Annotated in this window: 17 protein-coding genes and 1 pseudogene; 9 read left to right on the forward strand and 9 right to left on the reverse strand. The window is 75.6% G+C overall.

The genetic code is table 11. The features are described from left to right. Both ACSNOG_RS17925 and ACSNOG_RS17930 read left to right on the forward strand, forming a co-directional pair. Positions 1 to 145, forward strand: a pseudogene (locus tag ACSNOG_RS17925) (ABC transporter ATP-binding protein); the annotation flags it as partial. After that, entirely contained in the window at positions 145 to 813 is a 669-nt protein-coding gene (locus tag ACSNOG_RS17930) for an ABC transporter (protein ID WP_436753646.1), read from the forward strand. The pseudogene ACSNOG_RS17925 and the gene ACSNOG_RS17930, both read left to right, overlap by 1 nt. A gap of 32 nt (positions 814 to 845) precedes the next feature. Here ACSNOG_RS17930 and ACSNOG_RS17935 read toward each other — a convergent pair whose 3' ends face one another. The 3 genes from ACSNOG_RS17935 to zapE all read right to left on the reverse strand — a co-directional run bounded on the left by ACSNOG_RS17935 (position 846) and on the right by zapE (position 3,544). Beyond that, positions 846 to 1,697 carry a polysaccharide deacetylase family protein gene (locus ACSNOG_RS17935; RefSeq protein ID WP_436753674.1) on the reverse strand — a complete coding sequence of 284 codons (852 nt, stop codon included), beginning with the start codon at positions 1,695 to 1,697 and terminating at the stop codon, positions 846 to 848. 118 nt (positions 1,698 to 1,815) lie between these two features. Further along, entirely contained in the window at positions 1,816 to 2,112 is a 297-nt protein-coding gene (locus ACSNOG_RS17940) for a hypothetical protein (RefSeq protein WP_436753647.1), read from the reverse strand. Positions 2,113 to 2,392: 280 nt separating this feature from the next. Then, positions 2,393 to 3,544 carry a cell division protein ZapE gene (gene zapE, locus ACSNOG_RS17945; RefSeq protein ID WP_436753648.1) on the reverse strand — a complete coding sequence of 384 codons (1,152 nt, stop codon included), beginning with the start codon at positions 3,542 to 3,544 and terminating at the stop codon, positions 2,393 to 2,395. A gap of 71 nt (positions 3,545 to 3,615) precedes the next feature. Here zapE and ACSNOG_RS17950 point away from each other — a divergent pair, with 71 nt between their 5' ends. Both ACSNOG_RS17950 and ACSNOG_RS17955 read left to right on the forward strand, forming a co-directional pair. Next, positions 3,616 to 4,428: a pyrimidine reductase family protein gene (locus ACSNOG_RS17950; protein WP_436753649.1), complete on the forward strand. Its 813-nt coding sequence runs from the start codon at positions 3,616 to 3,618 to the stop codon at positions 4,426 to 4,428. A 164-nt stretch (positions 4,429 to 4,592) separates the two neighbouring features. Beyond that, positions 4,593 to 5,093 (forward strand): indole-3-glycerol phosphate synthase, encoded by a 501-nt coding sequence (locus ACSNOG_RS17955; protein WP_436753650.1) that lies wholly within the window; start codon positions 4,593 to 4,595, stop codon positions 5,091 to 5,093. Here the strand turns inward: ACSNOG_RS17955 and ACSNOG_RS17960 are convergent. Continuing rightward, positions 5,063 to 5,809: an ABC transporter ATP-binding protein gene (locus ACSNOG_RS17960; RefSeq protein WP_436753651.1), complete on the reverse strand. Its 747-nt coding sequence runs from the start codon at positions 5,807 to 5,809 to the stop codon at positions 5,063 to 5,065. The two genes, ACSNOG_RS17955 and ACSNOG_RS17960, sit on opposite strands and share 31 nt — an antisense overlap. Then, complete coding sequence (locus tag ACSNOG_RS17965; protein WP_436753652.1) at positions 5,806 to 6,870, reverse strand: FtsX-like permease family protein; 1,065 nt, start codon at positions 6,868 to 6,870, stop codon at positions 5,806 to 5,808. Before ACSNOG_RS17965 ends, ACSNOG_RS17960 begins: the two co-directional genes overlap by 4 nt. Before the next feature lie 173 nt (positions 6,871 to 7,043). Here ACSNOG_RS17965 and ACSNOG_RS17970 point away from each other — a divergent pair, with 173 nt between their 5' ends. The 4 genes from ACSNOG_RS17970 (at position 7,044) to msrB (ending at position 10,910) form a co-directional block, all read left to right on the forward strand. Next, positions 7,044 to 8,315, forward strand: coding sequence for a sensor histidine kinase (locus tag ACSNOG_RS17970; RefSeq protein WP_436753653.1), 1,272 nt, complete (start codon positions 7,044 to 7,046; stop codon positions 8,313 to 8,315). After that, complete coding sequence (locus tag ACSNOG_RS17975; RefSeq protein WP_436753654.1) at positions 8,312 to 8,986, forward strand: response regulator; 675 nt, start codon at positions 8,312 to 8,314, stop codon at positions 8,984 to 8,986. Before ACSNOG_RS17970 ends, ACSNOG_RS17975 begins: the two co-directional genes overlap by 4 nt. Before the next feature lie 79 nt (positions 8,987 to 9,065). After that, positions 9,066 to 10,460: a UDP-N-acetylmuramate--L-alanine ligase gene (murC, locus tag ACSNOG_RS17980; protein WP_436753655.1), complete on the forward strand. Its 1,395-nt coding sequence runs from the start codon at positions 9,066 to 9,068 to the stop codon at positions 10,458 to 10,460. A 42-nt stretch (positions 10,461 to 10,502) separates the two neighbouring features. Continuing rightward, positions 10,503 to 10,910, forward strand: coding sequence for a peptide-methionine (R)-S-oxide reductase MsrB (gene msrB, locus ACSNOG_RS17985; protein WP_436753656.1), 408 nt, complete (start codon positions 10,503 to 10,505; stop codon positions 10,908 to 10,910). A 27-nt stretch (positions 10,911 to 10,937) separates the two neighbouring features. Here msrB and ACSNOG_RS17990 read toward each other — a convergent pair whose 3' ends face one another. The 4 genes from ACSNOG_RS17990 to lpdA all read right to left on the reverse strand — a co-directional run bounded on the left by ACSNOG_RS17990 (position 10,938) and on the right by lpdA (position 15,584). After that, complete coding sequence (locus ACSNOG_RS17990) at positions 10,938 to 11,231, reverse strand: hypothetical protein (RefSeq protein WP_436753657.1); 294 nt, start codon at positions 11,229 to 11,231, stop codon at positions 10,938 to 10,940. 126 nt (positions 11,232 to 11,357) lie between these two features. Beyond that, the gene (gene treZ, locus ACSNOG_RS17995) at positions 11,358 to 13,094 is read right to left on the reverse strand and encodes a malto-oligosyltrehalose trehalohydrolase (protein ID WP_436753658.1); all 1,737 of its coding nucleotides are present in this window, start codon (positions 13,092 to 13,094) and stop codon (positions 11,358 to 11,360) included. Between the two features lie 45 nt (positions 13,095 to 13,139). Further along, positions 13,140 to 14,063 carry a GNAT family N-acetyltransferase gene (locus ACSNOG_RS18000; RefSeq protein ID WP_436753659.1) on the reverse strand — a complete coding sequence of 308 codons (924 nt, stop codon included), beginning with the start codon at positions 14,061 to 14,063 and terminating at the stop codon, positions 13,140 to 13,142. Between the two features lie 105 nt (positions 14,064 to 14,168). Then, the gene (lpdA, locus tag ACSNOG_RS18005) at positions 14,169 to 15,584 is read right to left on the reverse strand and encodes a dihydrolipoyl dehydrogenase (protein ID WP_436753660.1); all 1,416 of its coding nucleotides are present in this window, start codon (positions 15,582 to 15,584) and stop codon (positions 14,169 to 14,171) included. 100 nt (positions 15,585 to 15,684) lie between these two features. Between lpdA and ACSNOG_RS18010 the strand changes: the two genes are divergently transcribed. Next, the gene (locus ACSNOG_RS18010; RefSeq protein WP_436753661.1) at positions 15,685 to 16,578 is read left to right on the forward strand and encodes a LysR family transcriptional regulator; all 894 of its coding nucleotides are present in this window, start codon (positions 15,685 to 15,687) and stop codon (positions 16,576 to 16,578) included. The last annotated feature ends 83 nt before the right edge of the window (positions 16,579 to 16,661 follow it).

A 16,661-nucleotide genomic window follows, 5' to 3' on the forward strand; every position in this document is an offset into this window, starting at 1 on the left:
CCTCCCGGGCGCCCCCACGGCCGAGCCGTCCGGCGGCGCCGTCCGGCTCACCGTCGCCGCGCGGCACTCCGACGCCCTGCTGCGCGCCCTCCTCACCGCCCGCCCGCCGTGGCACATCCGCTCCGTAACGGAGGCACCGCACCCGTGATCGCCCTGCTCGGCTACCAGGCCGCCCTGCTCCTGCGTTCCCACCGCTGGCTGCCGCCGCTGCTGCTGTACGGCGCCTCCCTGGCCGTCGGGGTGCAGAGCGGCCAGCCGGTCCTGGACTGCGCCGGGTGGGCGGCGGCCACGCTGCTGCCCGTCACCGCGTGGCTGGTGCGGGTCTGCGTGACCAACGAGCCGCCCGCCGCGCGGGACTGCGCCGCCGCCGCGGCCGGGCCCTGGCGCGTCCACCTCGCCGCCGTCGGCGTCGCCTTGGGCGCGGCCCTGCTGCTGGCCGCGGCCGGCAGCGCCTTCGTGGCCGCCGTCGGCGATCCGCACACCGCCGACCGGCGGGCGGTCGTCCCCCTGGGCGCCGCCACCGTCGCGGGGCTGGCCGCGGCGGCGGTCTGCGCGCTGCTGGGGGCCGCGGTCGGGGCGCTGTGCAACCGGCCCCTGCTGCGCAGCACCGCCTGGGCCGTGCCGTCGACGGTGCTCGCCGCGTTCGCCGTGCTGTTCGCCGGGGCGTCGCCCGCGAACGCCGCCGTGACGGGCCTGGTCACGGGCTCCCGCACCGGTGCGGTGAGCGTCCCGTGGCTGCCGCTCGCCGCGGCGGGCGCCCTGGCGGCCGGGGCCGTCGCGGTGGCCTGCGCGGCCGCGGCGCGGCGGGCGTAAGGGGCGCGGCGCGGCGGGCGCAGGCGCTGCCGTCAGCCCTCGGCGATGAGGTCCGAAACCTTGACCAGTTCGTAGCCGCGGGCCCGCAGTTCGGGCACGATGCGCCGGATCGCCTCCTCGGTGGCCGGCGCCGCGCTGCGCGTGCAGTGCATCACCACGACGGAGCCGGGCTTCACCTGGGCCAGTACCTGGTCCGCGACGGGGCCGGCCTTCTTGGCGAAGGCGTCCCCGCTGACCACGTCCCACTGCACGGCCGTCACCTTCGCCGGTGCGATCTCGCGCAGGACCGCCTCGTCGTAACAGCCCCCGGGGAAGCGGAAGTACGGCACGATGCGCTCCACTCCGGCCTTCCGGAAGGCCGCGAAGGCGCGCTCGACGTCCTGGCGGGCGGTGCCGCGCGCGACGGCGGGCAGGCCGTAGCAGGGGGTGGAGAAGGCGTGGTGGCTGTAGGAATGGTCGGCCACCTCGAAGAGCGGGTCGCTGCCGATGGACTTGGCCTGGTCCGGGTACTGCTCGGCCCACTTGCCGGTCATGAAGACGGTGGCGGGCGCCTTCAGCCGCCGCAACGTGGTGATCAGCTGGGGGTTGTCGAACCGCTCCCCGCGTGCGGCGCGCTGGTCCTGATCGGCCGTCATGTCGGCGTCGAAGGTGAGCGCGACGCGCTTGGCGCCGTCGCGCTTGCCGTGCGAGAAGACGGGCGTGGTGCCGCCCGGGCCCGGCGGGAGCGTGGGCGCGGCCGACGACCGGGCGGAGGCCGAGGACGAGGGCGACTGCGGAGAGGGGACCGAAGCCCTCGGGGACGAAGCCCGTGAGGACGAAGCGCCCTTGGAGCGCTCCGCCGCGCCGGAACCGCTGCCGCACGCGGCGAGGGGCAGGCAGAGCAGCGCGGCGAGTGCGGGCGCGAGGGCGTGACGGGCCGGTCGGCGACGGGGGAAGGGGATCACCACGGCACTGTATGCCGCCCCGTACGCCCCCCGCGCCGGGCCCCCGCGCCCGCCGGCGTCAGGCGATGACGACGTTGTGCGCCGGGGTGACGGAGGGCTGCAGGTCGGCGAAGCCGAGGTCGGCGAGGACGGGGCCGAGGGTCTTGGCCCAGGCCTCCAGCGCCTCGGGGGACTCCCAGACGTCCGTCACCCGCCATCCGCCGCCCTCCAGGGGGCCGGCGATGTGGGCGATGAGCCCGGCGGAGGGAATGTCGGCGAGGCGGGTGAAGCCCTGCCCGCCGGTGACGCGGTTGACGACGGCTTCGTAGAGGTCCTGTCCCCCGTCGGGGACGTCGAAGGTGACGACGATGGCCATGCTGCGCTCCTGGCGGTGGCGGTGGTGACGGACCCGGTGCCGGGCCCGCACACACCCTCCCCCGCCGGACCGCCGCGGGGCATCCCCGCGGCAGCGGCTCGCGGGCGCGTTGGGCGGGGGCCCGTAGGCGCTGGCGCGAGGGCGCGCGAGGGGCGGTTGGCTCCATTTCCGGGGCGCTCCGGCCGGTTCCCGGACGCTCCGGCCGCAGCGGCCGCGCGTCCCCCCGGCTCCCCGCCACGCGGCCAGGGGCGCATGGCCGGGCGGCCGTCGGCGGCCGTCGTCACTCCGGCTGCGCCACCAGCTGCTTGGCGTCGCGGGCGAGGGCGGTCAGGCGCGATATCGCCCGGAAGTACTTCTTGCGGTAGCCGCCGTTCAGCATCTCCTCGCTGAACAGCTCGTCGAACGGCCGCCCGGAGGCGAGCACCGGTATCTCGCGGTCGTAGAGCCGGTCGGCCAGGACGACCAGGCGCAGGGCCGTGGACTGGTCCGGCACCGGCGCGACGCCGGTCAGGCACACGGCCCGCAGGGAGTCGCACATCGCGCCGTAGCGGCTGGGGTGGACCTTGGAGAGGTGGTCCAGCAGGGCGGGGAAGGCGTCGAGGGAGGCGCCCTCGGTCGTTTCAGCCGTACGGGTGACGGTGTCGTCGTCGTACGGGGCGGGGGCCTGCGGCAGGCCGCGGTGGCGGTAGTCCTCGCCGTCGATCCGCAGGGGGCGGAAGTGGGCGGACAGCCCCTGTATCTCGCGCAGGAAGTCCGCGGCGGCGAAGCGGCCCTCGCCGAGCTTGCCCGGCAGCGTGTTGGAGGTCGCGGCGAGCGCGACGCCCGCCTCCACCAGCTTGCCCAGCAGGGTGGAGACCAGGACCGTGTCGCCGGGGTCGTCGAGCTCGAACTCGTCGATGCACAGGAGGCGGTGGTCGCTGAGGGTGCGGACGGTCTGCTGGAAGCCCAGCGCGCCGACCAGGTTGGTCAGCTCCACGAAGGTGCCGAAGGCCTTCTGCTCCGGGGCCGCCGGGGTGGCGTGCCACAGGGAGGCCAGCAGGTGGGTCTTGCCGACGCCGTACCCGCCGTCGAGATAGACGCCGCGGGGGCCGGCGGGCGCGGCCGGCTTCGCCTCGCGCCGGAACCAGCGCTTGCGGCCGCCGCTGCCGGGGGCGGTGCCGAGGCCCGCCGCGAAGCCGCTGAGGACCTGGACGGCCTCGGCCTGGCTGGGCTGGTCGGGCGCCGGTATGTAGTTGTCGAAGCGCACCGTGCCGAAGCGCGGGGGCGGCACCATCTCCGCGACCAGACGGTCGGCCGGCACGTGCGGGGCACGCGAGGTGAGCGCTATGGGGGAGCCGGTACCGGCGCCGGATATCGGGCCCGGGGCGTCGGACGGGGCCGACGGGGCCGGCGAGGCGGCTGCGCCGGAAGCGGAGGCGGTGGTGGCTGACACAGCTCTCCAGCCTAGCCGCTGTCCGCCGGCTGCCGGCCGCCGGAAGAGCGAGGCATGTCACACTGCGGCCTATGCGACGCCTGTTCCCGCTCGAATCCCCCGCCTCTCCGGCCCCCTCCGGCTCTGCTGACACCTCTCCCTCCCCGCAGGAGGACCGCACGTGGGAGCTGGAGGAGCTGGCCGAGGCCTACGCCTATCCGGAGGAGCCGGGCCCCGCCCGCCACGCCTGGCTGCGCGCGAACATGGTCTCCTCGCTGGACGGCGCGGCCCACCACGACGGGCGCTCGCAGCCGCTGTCCTCCGACGCCGACATGCGCGTCTTCGGGACGCTGCGCGGGCTCGCCGACGCCGTCGTCGTGGGCGCGGAGACCGTACGGCAGGAGGGCTACCGGCCCGCGCGCGCCCGCGAGGCCTTCGCGGCGCGCAGGGCGGCGCTCGGCCAGGGACCCGCGCCGGCGATCGCGATCGTGAGCGCGGGGCTCGACCTGGACTTCTCCCTTCCGCTGTTCACCGAGCCGCTGGTGCCCACGCTCGTACTGACGGGCGAGGACGCCCCCGCGGACCGGGTCCGCGCGGCGCACGCGGCCGGGGCCGAGGTGCTCGTGGCCGGCGAGGGGCGCCGGGTGGATCCCGCACGGGTGCCCGAGGTGCTGGCGGAACGCGGGCTGACCAGGCTGCTCACCGAGGGCGGCCCGCGGCTGCTGGGGCAGTTCGCGGCGGCCGGCGTGCTCGACGAGCTGTGCCTGACGCTCGCCCCCATGGTCGCCGGGGGCACGGCGGCGCGGATCGTGAACGGCCCGGACATGCCCCTGCCGGAACGATTCGTCCTCGCTTCGCTCCTCGAAGAGGCAGGATTTCTCTTCAGCAGGTACCACAGGATCTGACAATCGGCGGAATATCCCGTTCCGGTTAGCCGTCGGTGGGCAGAATTGAATCGGATGCTCCCCCGGGGGCACATGATCGGAACAGGCGGGCCCGGGGTGGGGCACGCAGGATGGTTTCTGTTGGCCGTTGGGCCGGTGGCCCACGAAGAAGAAGGGCTCCCACCGTGTTCACGAGCGTATTGATGATCGAGCAGCCGCTGTCCGCCACCGACGTCGACTTCGTCACCACCCTCCACGACGACGAGATGTCCTTCGTGGTCCTCATGCAGCCCAGAGGCGCCGAGGACCGGCTGCTCCGGGCCATCGACGATGTCGCGCTCGGCGAGCTGGAGCAGGCCGTGCACGAGGCCGACGAGCCCGAGGGCGAGCAGGCCCGCCGCCCGGCGGCCCTCGCCCTGGAGCACTCGCTGCGCAGCCTGCGGGGTGCGGGCTGCGAGGCCGTCGGACAGCTCATCGAGGGCCACCCGCTGGACCTGCTGCGGTCCGTGGTCGAGCAGACCCACGCCGACGAGGTGATCGTGCTGACCGCGCCGCACCTGGTGGAGGAGTTCTTCCACCGCGACTGGGCCTCCCGGGCCCGGCACAAGGTCGGCGTCCCCGTGCTCAAGCTCTACGCCCACAACGACGAAGAGGACTACGCCCTGGGAGACGTGCAGGAGCAGTGATACGGCGGGGAAGCAGACCCCTCGTGGCCGGCGGGCCGGCCCAGCCGCCCGTCGGCCATGGTGAGCACCCGGTCCGCCCGGCCGAGCAGCGCCCGGTCGTGCGTGACCAGCACCGTGGCCGTCCGGTGCGCCCGCGTCACCGCGGCGAGCAGCTCCACGACCTGCTCGCCGCGCTCCCGGTCCAGCGCCGACGTCGGCTCGTCCACCAGCAGGACGGACGGGCCCCCGGACAGCGCCCGGGCGATGTTCACCCGCTGCCGCTCGCCCCCGGACAGCTGGTGCGGACGGCGGCGCCGCTTCGCCGCGTCCAGGCCCACCGACTCCAGCAGCCGCGCCGCCCGCGCCCGGGCGGCCCGCACGCTCCCGCCCCGTACGTGCTCGACGGCCAGGAGCTGCTCCTCGGCGGTCAGCGACGGCAGCAGGTTCGCCTGCTGGAAGACGATGCCGATCCGCTCGCGGCGCAGCGCCGTACGCTCCCGGGCGCTCATCCGGGCGGTGTTCCGCCCCGCCACGACCACGCGGCCCGCGTCCGGGCGCAGCAGCGTCGCCGCGACCGCCAGCAGGCTCGACTTCCCGGAGCCGGACGGTCCGGCCACGGCCACGAGCTCCCCGGGCGCCACGTCCAGGGACACCGCGTCGAGCGCGGTCAGCCTGCGGTCGCCGTCCGGGTAGGTGAGGCCGACGGCCTCCAAGGACAGGGCAGGGGCGGTGTTCAACGGGAGGCTCCCAGGGCGGTCAGCGGATCGACGGACGTGATGCGGCGTACGGCGAGCGCGGAGCCGGCCAGCCCCAGCAGCACCATCGCCGCCACCGGCACGGCGACGGTCGCCGCGCCCAGCTCGAACGGCACGGCGGCCGACGCCAGCGCTCCGCCCGCCGCGCCCGCCGCGGCGCCGAGCGCGGACCCGGCGGCCAGCACGACCGCCGCCTGCCCGAGGGCGTCCCGCACCAGATAGGCGCTGCTCGCGCCCACGGCCTTGAGCACCGCGACGTCCGGCCTGCGCTGCACCGTCCACACCGTGAAGAAGGCCCCGACGACCAGGGCGCTCACCACGAACAGGAACCCCTGGATCATCCGCAGGGTGCCGTGCTCGGCCGCGTACCCGTCGATGCCGTCCAGCGCGGCGCCGACGCCGACCGCCTTCGTGGTCCGCGCGGCGGGCCCGTCCGGCCGCCTGCCGCCGTCCACGGCCAGGGCGGTCGGCTGCGCCTGGTGGCTCACGCGGTGCCAGGCGGCCAGGGTGGTCCACACGCTCGGGGCGTGGCCGTGACTGCGGTCGGCGGTGATGCCCGAGACGACCAGTTCCTCGGTACCGAGGGTGACGCGGTCGCCCGTGCGCAGCCCCCTCTCACGCGCCAGACGATCGCTCACGGCCACCCCGCGGCCGTCCGGGGCCGCGCCGGAGACGAGCGCGGGCCGCAGCCGGTCCGGCGTGCCGAACACGCTCACCGACGACGCCTTGCCGCCCGCCGTCAGCCGCGTCATCGCCACGCCGAACGGCTCGGCGGAGGTGACGCCGGGCGTGCCCCGCCAGGCGCGCAGCTGGCCGGCGTCCACCGCGCTGTTCGAGAAGGAGACCTCCGGCTCGGCGCCGGCGGGCGCCGCGAAGACGATCCGGCCGGCGGGCAGCCCCGCCACGGCGGACGAGGCCTCCCGCGCCAGGCCGTCGGTCAGGCCGTAGAGGAAGACCACCAGCGTGGTGATGAGGGTGACGACCGCGCCCATCAGGGCGAAGCGCCCCCGGGCGAAACGGATGTCACGGAGCGCGACGAACAAGGGTCCCCTCCCGGGCTCTTTCAGGACCCCTCCACGGTGCCGTGCGGGCGGCGCGCCGCCATCAGGGCAAGGAGGGGTTCGCACCCCGTACGTCCGGTGCACCCGAAAATCAATCGAACGGTTGAGGGGCGCGCGGCCAAGGGCCCCCGATCCGGCCCCGTACGCTCGATGAGGTGAGCCGAACGAGCCTCCCCACCGCCGTCCCGAAGACCGGCCACGCGGACACCGCGCCCTGCACGACGGCGGCCGGCACCGGGCGCGTCCTCGCGGGCGGTGCCGGCGCCGAAATGCCCTCCATGCGGCTCGTGCGCCTCGCCCTGCACGGGGCGTTCTACGCGCTGCTCGCCGTCGCCGCCGCCCCGGCCCTCGCCGGGGCGAAGCCCCTCGCCGTCGTCCCGCCCGCCGTCGTGCTCGCCGCCGTCTACGGCCTCGGCGTCGTCCGCCGCAACGACCGCCCCGGCCCCTGGCTCGCCGCCGTCACCGCGCTGTGGCTGCTGCTCCTGGCCATGGACCACGGCTTCAGCTACGTCGCCTTCCCGGTCTTCTTCCTCTTCCTGCACGTCCTGCCGGTCCGCTGGGCGCACCCGGCCGTCGCCGCGGCCACCGCCGCCGTCGTGGCCGCGCAGGCCGCCGCCCCCGGCGGCCTCACCGCCGCCAAGGTCATCGGCCCCGTCGCCGGAGCCGTCGTCGCCGTCCTGACCGGCTACGGCTACGCCGCGCTCTACCGCGAGAGCTGCCGGCGCCAGCTCCTCATCGACGACCTGATGCGCACCCGCGACGAGCTCGCCGCCGCCCAGCGCGAGGCCGGACGGCTCGCCGAGCGGCAGCGGCTCGCCCGCGAGATCCACGACACCCTCGCCCAGGGCCTGTCCAGCATCGTCCTCCTCGCCCGCGCCGCCGAGACCGCGGACCCGGAGGCGGCCCGCGCCCGGATGCGCGAGGCCGGGCGCACCGCGGCGGACAACCTCGCCGAAGCGCGCCGCTTCGTCCGGGCCCTCACCCCGCCCGCCCTGGAGGAGGCCCCGCTGCCCGAGGCGCTGCGCCGCGTGACCGCACGGGCGGTCCCCGGGGCCGTCTTCCGCCTCGACGGCGACCCCTGCGCGCTGCCCGTGGAGACCGAGGTCGCCCTGCTGCGCCTGACCCAGGAGGCGCTCGCCAACGTCGCGCGCCACGCGCACGCCGACCACACCGCCGTCACCATCGCCTTCCTCGACGGCCAGGTGACCCTCGACATCTACGACGACGGAGTCGGCTTCACCCCCGGCGACGGCCGGGCCGACGGCCGCCGGACCTTCGGCCTGCACGGCATGCGCGAACGCATCGCCGCCCTCGGCGGCACCCTCACCGTGGAGTCCGCCCCCGGCGAGGGCACGGTGATCGCGGCGGCGGTGCCGGTGGACACGGACGCGCCGGCGGCCGCCGGCGCGACGGAGGCGGCCGCATGAGCGCGGCCCGCAGCGCGCCCGGCGCGCCCCGCGCCGTCCGCGTCCTGATCGTCGACGACCACCCCGTCGTCCGGCGCGGCCTGCGCGCCATGGTCGACGAGCTCCCCGACGTCCAGGCCGCCGGCGAGGCCGCCGACGGCGCCGAGGCCCTGCGGCTGCTCGGCGCCCTCGGCGACGGCGCCCGCCCCGACGTCGTCCTCATGGACCTCCAGATGGGCGCCGGCATGCACGGCGTCGAGGCCACCCGCCGCATCACCGCCCTGCCGGACCCGCCCGCCGTGCTGATCCTCACCACGTACAGCACCGACGCCGACATCCTGGCCGCCGTCGAGGCGGGGGCGACCGGCTACCTCCTCAAGGACGCCCCGCCCGAGGAGGTCGCCGCGGCCGTCCACGCCTCGGCCCGCGGCGAGACGGTCCTCGCGCCGCCGGTTGCCGCACGCCTGCTCGGCCGTGTGCGCGCGGGCCGCCCGGCGCTGTCGCCGCGCGAGACGGAGATCCTGGGGCTGCTCGCCGAGGGCCTGGCCAACAAGCAGATCTCGCGGCGCCTGTTCATCAGCGAGGCCACGGTCAAGACCCACCTCGTGCACATCTACGGCAAGCTCGGCGTGGACAGCCGCACGGCCGCCATCGCGGCGGGGCTCGCGGGAGGGCTCATCCGGCCGGTGTGACGGGGGAGGGCGGGGCTGTCACCGCGAGGTGCAAGAATCGGGCCCGCAGCGCAATCGACTACTCCAGGGAGCTCCGCACATGGCACCGGCCGTCCCCACGACGATGGACCGACCGCACTTCATCGGCATCGGCGGCGCCGGCATGTCGGGCATCGCGAAGATCCTGGCGCAGCGCGGCGCCCGCGTCGCCGGCAGCGACGCGAAGGACTCCGCGACCGCCGAGGCCCTGCGCGCCCTGGGCGCCACGGTGCACATCGGGCACGCCGCCGGGCACCTGGCCGAGGACGCCACCTGCGTCGTCGTCTCCAGCGCGATCCGCGCGGACAACCCCGAGCTGGCCGCCGCCGCCGAGCGCGGCATCCCCGTCGTGCACCGCTCGGACGCCCTGGCGGGCCTGATGGACGGCCTGCGCCCGATCGCGGTCGCCGGCACCCACGGCAAGACGACCACGACGTCGATGCTGGCCGTCTCCCTCGACGCCCTGGGCCTCGACCCGTCCTACGCCATCGGCGGCGACCTGGACGCCCCCGGCTCCAACGCCCGCCACGGCGCCGGCGAGATCTTCGTGGCGGAGGCGGACGAGAGCGACCGCAGCTTCCACAAGTACGCGCCCGAGGTCGCGATCATCCTCAACGTGGAGCTGGACCACCACGCGAACTACGCGTCGATGGACGAGATCTACGAGTCGTTCGAGACGTTCGTCGGCCGGATCCGCCCGGGCGGCACGCTGGTGGTCGCCGCCGACCAGGCCGGCGCCCGCGAGCTCACCGCCCGCATCTCGGGCCGCCACGACATCGAGGTCGTCACCTACGGCGAGGCCGAGGACGCCGACGTGCGCGTCCTGAAGGTCACCCCGCGCGGCCTGACCAGCGAGGTCACCGTCCTGCTCGGCGGCAAGATGCTGACCTTCACGGTCTCCGTCCCCGGCCGCCACTACGCCCTGAACGCCGTCGCCGCCCTCGCCGCGGGCATCGCCCTCGGCATCCCGGCGCACAACCTGGCCTCCGCGCTCGGCAAGTACACCGGCGTCAAGCGCCGCCTGCAGCTCAAGGGCGAGGCGAACGGCGTGCAGGTCATCGACTCCTACGCGCACCACCCCACCGAGATGACCGCCGACCTGGAGGCCATCCGCGGCGCCGCCGCCGGTGCGCGCATCCTCGTCGTCTTCCAGCCGCACCTGTTCTCCCGCACCCAGGAGCTCGGCACCGAGATGGGCCGGGCGCTCGCGCTGGCCGACTCCTCCGTGGTCCTGGACATCTACCCGGCCCGCGAGGACCCGGTCCCGGGCGTCACCAGCGCCCTGATCATCGACGCCGCGAAGGAGGCCGGCGCCGATGTGCGCGCCGAGCACGACATGGCGGCGATCCCGGACGTGGTCGCGGGAATGGCCCGCCCCGGAGACCTCGTTCTGACCATGGGCGCCGGTGACGTGACGGACCTCGGTCCGCGCATCCTGGCCCGCCTGGAGAGCTGACCGCACCGGCGGCCGGCCGCGACCCCCCGGAAGGCGTGCGAGATGGCGTACGAGGTCGAGAAGACGGACGAGCAGTGGCGCGCGGAGCTCTCGCCCGCGGAGTACCAGGTGCTCCGCAAGGCGGGCACCGAGCCCGCCTTCCGGGGCGAGTACACCGACACGAAGACCGCGGGGGTCTACTCCTGCCGCGCCTGCGGCTCGGAGCTGTTCCGCTCCACGGAGAAGTTCGAGAGCCACTGCGGCTGGCCCAGCTTCTACGACCCGAAGGACTCCTCCTCCGTCGAGCTGATCGAGGACCGCACGCACGGCATGGTGCGCACCGAGGTCCGCTGCGCCCGCTGCGGCTCCCACCTCGGCCACGTCTTCGAGGGCGAGGGCTACCCCACCCCCACGGACCAGCGGTACTGCATCAACTCCATCGCGCTGCGCCTGGAGCCGGCGGAGGGCTGAGGCCGGCGGGGCGGGGCCGGGCCCGGCTCACTTGTGCGAGCCGGAGAGGCCCTTCTTCAGGTCGTCGTAGTTCATGACGGGCAGCAGCTCGACGTCGGCTTCCATCTCGAGCAGGAGCGACTCCAGCGTGGCCGGTATCTGCGACGAGTCCTCCATGTCGAAGACGAGCGTGCAGGTGCGGCCGCCGTCCATGGGACCGAAGTAGGCGGCTTCGGGCTTGGTGCGGTCCATCAGGTCCTGCACGAACTTCCCCAGTTCGCCGCGCTTGTAGACCTCGTTCGAGGCGTGGGTGTCCAGCCGGGCCCTGAGCATCATGCGCATGGCTCATCGTCCCCTCGGCGCGACGCACCGCACCCGGCGCTCCGGCTCCGCGCTCACTGAGGCACGAATGCGCCCACCTTCAGCGTCTCTCCGGCCCCGTCCCGCCGCAACGCAGGCGGGGCGGGGTCAGCCGCAGCGCAGCACGGCCGCCGAGGCGGGCGGCAGGTGGAGCAGGCCGTCCGGGCCGGGGAGGCCGACCGGCCGCCAGGCGGCCAGGACCTCGCGCGCGGGGATGTCGCCCAGGGGCAGCGCGGCCGGTGCGTCCGTCGGGTTGACGGCCGTGCACAGGCTGCCGCGGCGCAGGACCGCCGTGCCGCCGGGGCCGGTGGTGACGGCCGTGGCGGACAGGGGCCCCGGGTCGGGTGCGGCGCGGCGCAGGGCGATCAGGCGGCGGTGCCAGTCCAGCAGGGCGCGGTGCGGCTCGCGCTCCGGCTCCTCCCAGTCCAGGCAGGAGCGGGCGCGGGTGGCCGGGTCCTGCGGGTCGGGGATCTCCTCCGCGGGCCAGCCGTGCGCGGCGAACTCGCGCCGGCGGCCGGTGCGGACCGCCTCGGCCAGCTGCGGGTCGGTGTGGTCGGTGAAGAACTGCCAGGGCGTGCGCGCACCCCACTCCTCGCCCATGAACAGCATCGGGGTGAACGGCCCGCCGAGGACGAGCGCGGCGGCGCAGGCCAGCAGCCCGGGGGAGAGGCGGGCGGAGAGCCGGTCGCCCAGGGCGCGGTTGCCGATCTGGTCGTGGTTCTGGGCGTAGCCGAGGAGGCGCCGGGCCGGGGCGGCCGGGTCGAGGGGGCGGCCGTGCGGGCGGCCGCGGAAGGAGGAGTGCGTGCCGTCGTGGAAGAAGCCGCCCCGCAGGGTCTTGCCGAGCGCTGCGGCCGGGTCGGCGGCGAAGTCGGCGTAGTAGCCCTGGGACTCTCCGGTCAGGACGGTGTGCAGGGCGTGGTGGAAGTCGTCGTTCCACTGGGCGTGCAGACCCAGGCCGCCCGCTTCGCGCGGGGTGGTGGTGGCCGGGTCGTTCAGGTCGGACTCGGCGATGAGGAACAGCGGCCGGCCCAGCCGCGCGGCCAGCGCGTCCACGGCGCCGGAGAGCTCGGCGAGGAAGTGCTCGGGCCGCGTGTCGGCGAGCGCGTGCACGGCGTCCAGCCGCAGCCCGTCCAGCCGGTAGTCGCGCAGCCAGGCCAGCGCACTGCCCGTCAGGTACGCCCGGACCTCGCCGGAGCCGGGGGCGTCGAGGTTGACGGCGGCTCCCCACGGCGTGTGGTGGGTGTCGGTGAAGTACGGCCCGAAGGCGGGCAGGTGGTTGCCGGAGGGGCCGAGGTGGTTGTGCACGACGTCCAGGACGACGCCGAGGCCCAGCGCGTGCGCCGCGTCCACGAACCGGCACAGCCCCCCGGGCCCGCCGTAGGGCTCGTGGACGGCCCACAGCGACACGCCCTCGTACCCCCAGCCGTGGGTGCCGGGGAAGGGGCAGACGGGCATCAGCTCCACATGGGTGACGCCCAGTGAGGCGAGGTGCGGCAGGCGCGCGGCCGCGGCGTCGAAGGTGCCCTCGCGGGTGAACGTGCCCACGTGCAGCTCGTAGAGGACGGCGCCGGGCAGCGGCCGGCCCGCCCACTCCTGCCGCCACGGGAAGCGCCCGGGGTCGGCGACGGCGCTCGGCCCGTCGGGGCCGTCGGGCTGCCGGCGCGAGCGCGGGTCGGGCCGCACGGGGCCGCCGTCGAGGGAGAACCCGTAGCGGGTGCCCTCCTCGCCCGGGGCCTCCCGCCGCCACCATCCCTCCCGGGCCGGGTCGCGCTCCATCGCGTACGCCCGGCCGCCGGAGTGCAGCTGCACCCGGCCGGCCCGCGGCGCCCACACCTCGAACAGCACGGGCGGCTCCTTCCCGACGGCAGTGCTGTCCATGGTGCCCCGAGGTCAGGCCTCGCGGGCCGGAAGCAGGTCGATCCGCTCCTGCAGGACGGGGTAGCCCGCCTTCGCGAAGCCCGCCGCCATCGGCAGGTTGCCCTGGTCGGTGGCGGCCGCGATGCGCGTCGCGCCGCGGGAGACCAGGTCGTGCGTGCACTCCACCAACAGGTCGTAGCCGTAGCCGCGGCCGCGCTGCCCGGGGACGACCCCGAGGTAGCCCACGCACGGCCCGGCCGGGTTGTGCGCGGGGATCTGCAGGCCGACCAGCTCGCCGCCGGGCGTGAAGGCGAGCCGCCACCAGTCCCGGGGGGAGGGCAACCAGGTGAGGAAGGCCATGGCGTCCTCGACGGCCGCGTCTAGGCCGAGTTCGGCGACGTTCTTGCGGTCGTGCGCGTCGAGCGTGCCCTCCATGGTGCGGCCCAGCACGTCGCGTATGACGCCGTCGTCGGGCTCGGGCCGGAAGACCAGCCGGCCGGGGCGCTCGGGCAGCGGGCAGCCGGTCGTCCACTCGTAGCGGAAGCGCTCGACCAGCACCTGCATCCCGGCCGCCTCGGCCACCGCGATGCGCGCCTCCACGGCGGCCCGCACCTCCGGCAGCTCTCGCCAGCCGGGCGGGGCCATCAAGGCGTACTCGGAGCGCAGGGGAGAGGTGCGCAGCAGGCGGGCGGCCGCCTCCTCCTCGCCCTCGGCGAAGTCGAACCAGTCCAGTGCCTTGGGGGCTTCGTCGCCGGGCCCGCCCCACCAGGCGGCGCGGGCGACGACCCGGCCGTCGCGCAGCGCCACCCAGGTCCACTCGGGGCGGTACTCCCCGCCTTCGTGGACGGGCACGTAAGCGTGGCCGAAGGCGCCCCTGCCGACGAGGGCGGGCACGTCCAGGGCCGAGAAGAGGGAGGTGTCGCGCTCGGTGAGCGCACGGATGACCAACCGGGTCATGGGGTCCTTCCGGAGAGGCTGTTGCGCTGCATGCGCATGCCTAGAAAGGCCCATGCGGCCCCCGCCCGTCCACCGATTTCCCCCGGGCCCGGCGCGGGCCCCGGCTCAGACCTGGTGCAGGCCCCGCCCGGCCAGCGACATCATCACCTCGCCGACGGCCTCCGACAGCGTCGGGTGCGCGTGGACGTGCTGGGCGACGTCCGCCGCGTCCGCGTCCCAGCCGACGGCCAGCTGGCTCTCCGCGATCATCTCCGAGACGTGCGGCCCCACCAGGTGGACGCCGAGCACCCGGCCGCCGCCCTTCTCGGCGACGACCTTCACCACGCCGCCCTGCCCGTGCACCATGCCCTTGGCCACGGCCGTCAGCGGCATCGAGTTGACCTCGACGTCGTGGCCCCGCTCGCGCGCCTCGCCCTCCGCCAGGCCGACCGAGGCCGTCTGCGGGGCGGAGTACGTGACGCGCGGCACGGCGGCGTAGTCCACGGGCCGCGGCGCACGCCCGGCGAGGGTCTCGGCGACCAGCAGACCCTCCGCGAAGGAGGCGTGGGCGAGGCCGAGGGACGGCGGCGGCAGCAGGTCCCCGACGACGTGGACGCCCGGCACGGCCGTCTCCAGGCGCGCCCAGTCGGCCGGCGGGACGTAGCCGCGGGCGTCGGTGGCGAGCCCGGCCGCCGCCAGGTCCAGGCCGTCGGTGACGGGCACCCGGCCCACGGCCACCAGCAGCCGCTCCGCCTCGACGGTGAGCACTTCTCCCCGGGCGGTGCGGAGCGTGGCCCGCACCCCGCCCTCGTGGACGGCGGCGTCCTCCAGCCGCGCGCCCGCCCGGACGTCGATGCCCCGCTTCTTCAGACCCCGTGTCAGGTACCGGCTCACGTCGGCGTCCTCCAGCGGAAGAAGCCGCTCCGCCGCCTCCACGAGCGTCACGTCGGCGCCCATGGAGCGGTGCAGGGAGGCGTACTCGACGCCGATGGCGCCCCCGCCCAGCACCAGCACCGAGCCGGGCAGCCCCGGCGCGAACAGGGCGTCGTCGCTGGTGACCACGCGCGCCCCGTCCGGCTCCAGGCCCGGCAGGGTGCGCGGCCGCGAGCCGGTGGCCAGCACGATGCCCCGGCGGGCCGTCCAGGTGGCGCCCGCCTCGGGGCCCGAGCCGATCCGCACCGTCCGCGGGCCCGTCAGCGCCGCCGTCCCCCGCACCACGCGGACGCCGGCGTGCGCCAGGTGGCCCTCGACGCCGCGGTGGTTGCGGGTGACGATGTCGTCGCGGGTCGCGGTGAGCGCGGACCAGTCGACCGACTCCAGGGTCGCCTTCACACCCCACCGCTCGCGCGCCTCCGCGATACCGTCCACCAGCTCGGCCGCGTGCAGCATGGCCTTGCTGGGTATGCAGCCGCGGTGCAGACAGGTGCCGCCCACCAGGTCGCGTTCCGCGAGGACGACGTCGAGGCCGAGCGCCGCGGCCCGCAGGGCGGTGCTGTAGCCGCCGGTGCCGCCGCCGATGACGATCACATCTGTTTCGTGCATGCCTTCACCCTGCGACGTCGGGGATTATGAGTCCAACGCAATGTTTCGATCGATCTCATGAACAGGAGTCATGGGTCATGGGGCCACGGGAGGACCGGGCATGAGCCTGCGTCAGATGGAGTACCTCGTCGCGGTGGTCGAGGAGGAGTCGTTCACCCGCGCGGCCGACGTGCTCAACGTGACCCAGTCCGCCCTCTCCCACCAGATCAAGGCCCTGGAGCGGGACGTCGGCGGCCCGCTGCTGGAGCGCCGCCCCCGCGGCATCGGCCTGACCCCCATGGGCCGCGCCTTCCTGCCCCACGCCGAACTCGCCGTCCGCAGCGCCGCACAGGCCCGCCGCGCGGCGAAGGCCGCCGCCGGAGCGGCCGGCGGCGAACTGCACATCGCCTCCCTGCACGCCCTCGCCGTCGGCGTGCTGCCCCCCGTCTTCGCGCGGTGGCGCCGCGCCTTCCCCGCCGTCCGCCTCCACCTGCACGAGTACGCCACCACGGAAGAGCTGCGCGACCACATGGAGCGCGGAGTGGCCGACATCGCCGTCGGCCCCCGGCCCGAGGGCTGGCACGGCCCCGTCGTCTCCCTCGGCGACGAGGAGATCATGCTGATCACCTCGGCCGGCGACCCGCTCGCGGCCCGTACGGAACCCCTCGCGCTGCCCGAGCTGGCCGACCGCGACTGGGTGCGCTGCGCGCTCGAACCCGTGGTGCAGGGCAAGCGCTGGCTCGACTGGGTCTGCGAGCAGGGCGGCTTCACGCCGCGTACGGCCGTCTGGACGGAGCACTCCTCGACGGCCGTACGGATGGCGGTGTCCGGACTGGGCCTGGTCGCGGCCCCCGTGCACATGGCGCGCGACGTGCCCGGCGCTGTGACCGTCCCCGTCGACCACCCCTGGCGCCGCGAACAGACCGCCTTCGCGCGCGTGGAGCTCACCGGCGCCACCGCAGCCTTCGTCGAACTGTGCAGGGAACTGGCGTTCCCGGGGCCGGACCCCCGCTGACCGGACGTGCGGAAGCCGGGCCCCGTAAGGGGCGCGGGGAACTGCGCGAGCAGCCCTCGCGGCCCACAGCCGAAGAGACTTCC

Origin of the sequence: Streptomyces sp. URMC 124 (assembly GCF_051386455.1) — a bacterium.
In the GTDB taxonomy this organism is placed as follows: Bacteria; Actinomycetota; Actinomycetes; order Streptomycetales; family Streptomycetaceae; genus Streptomyces.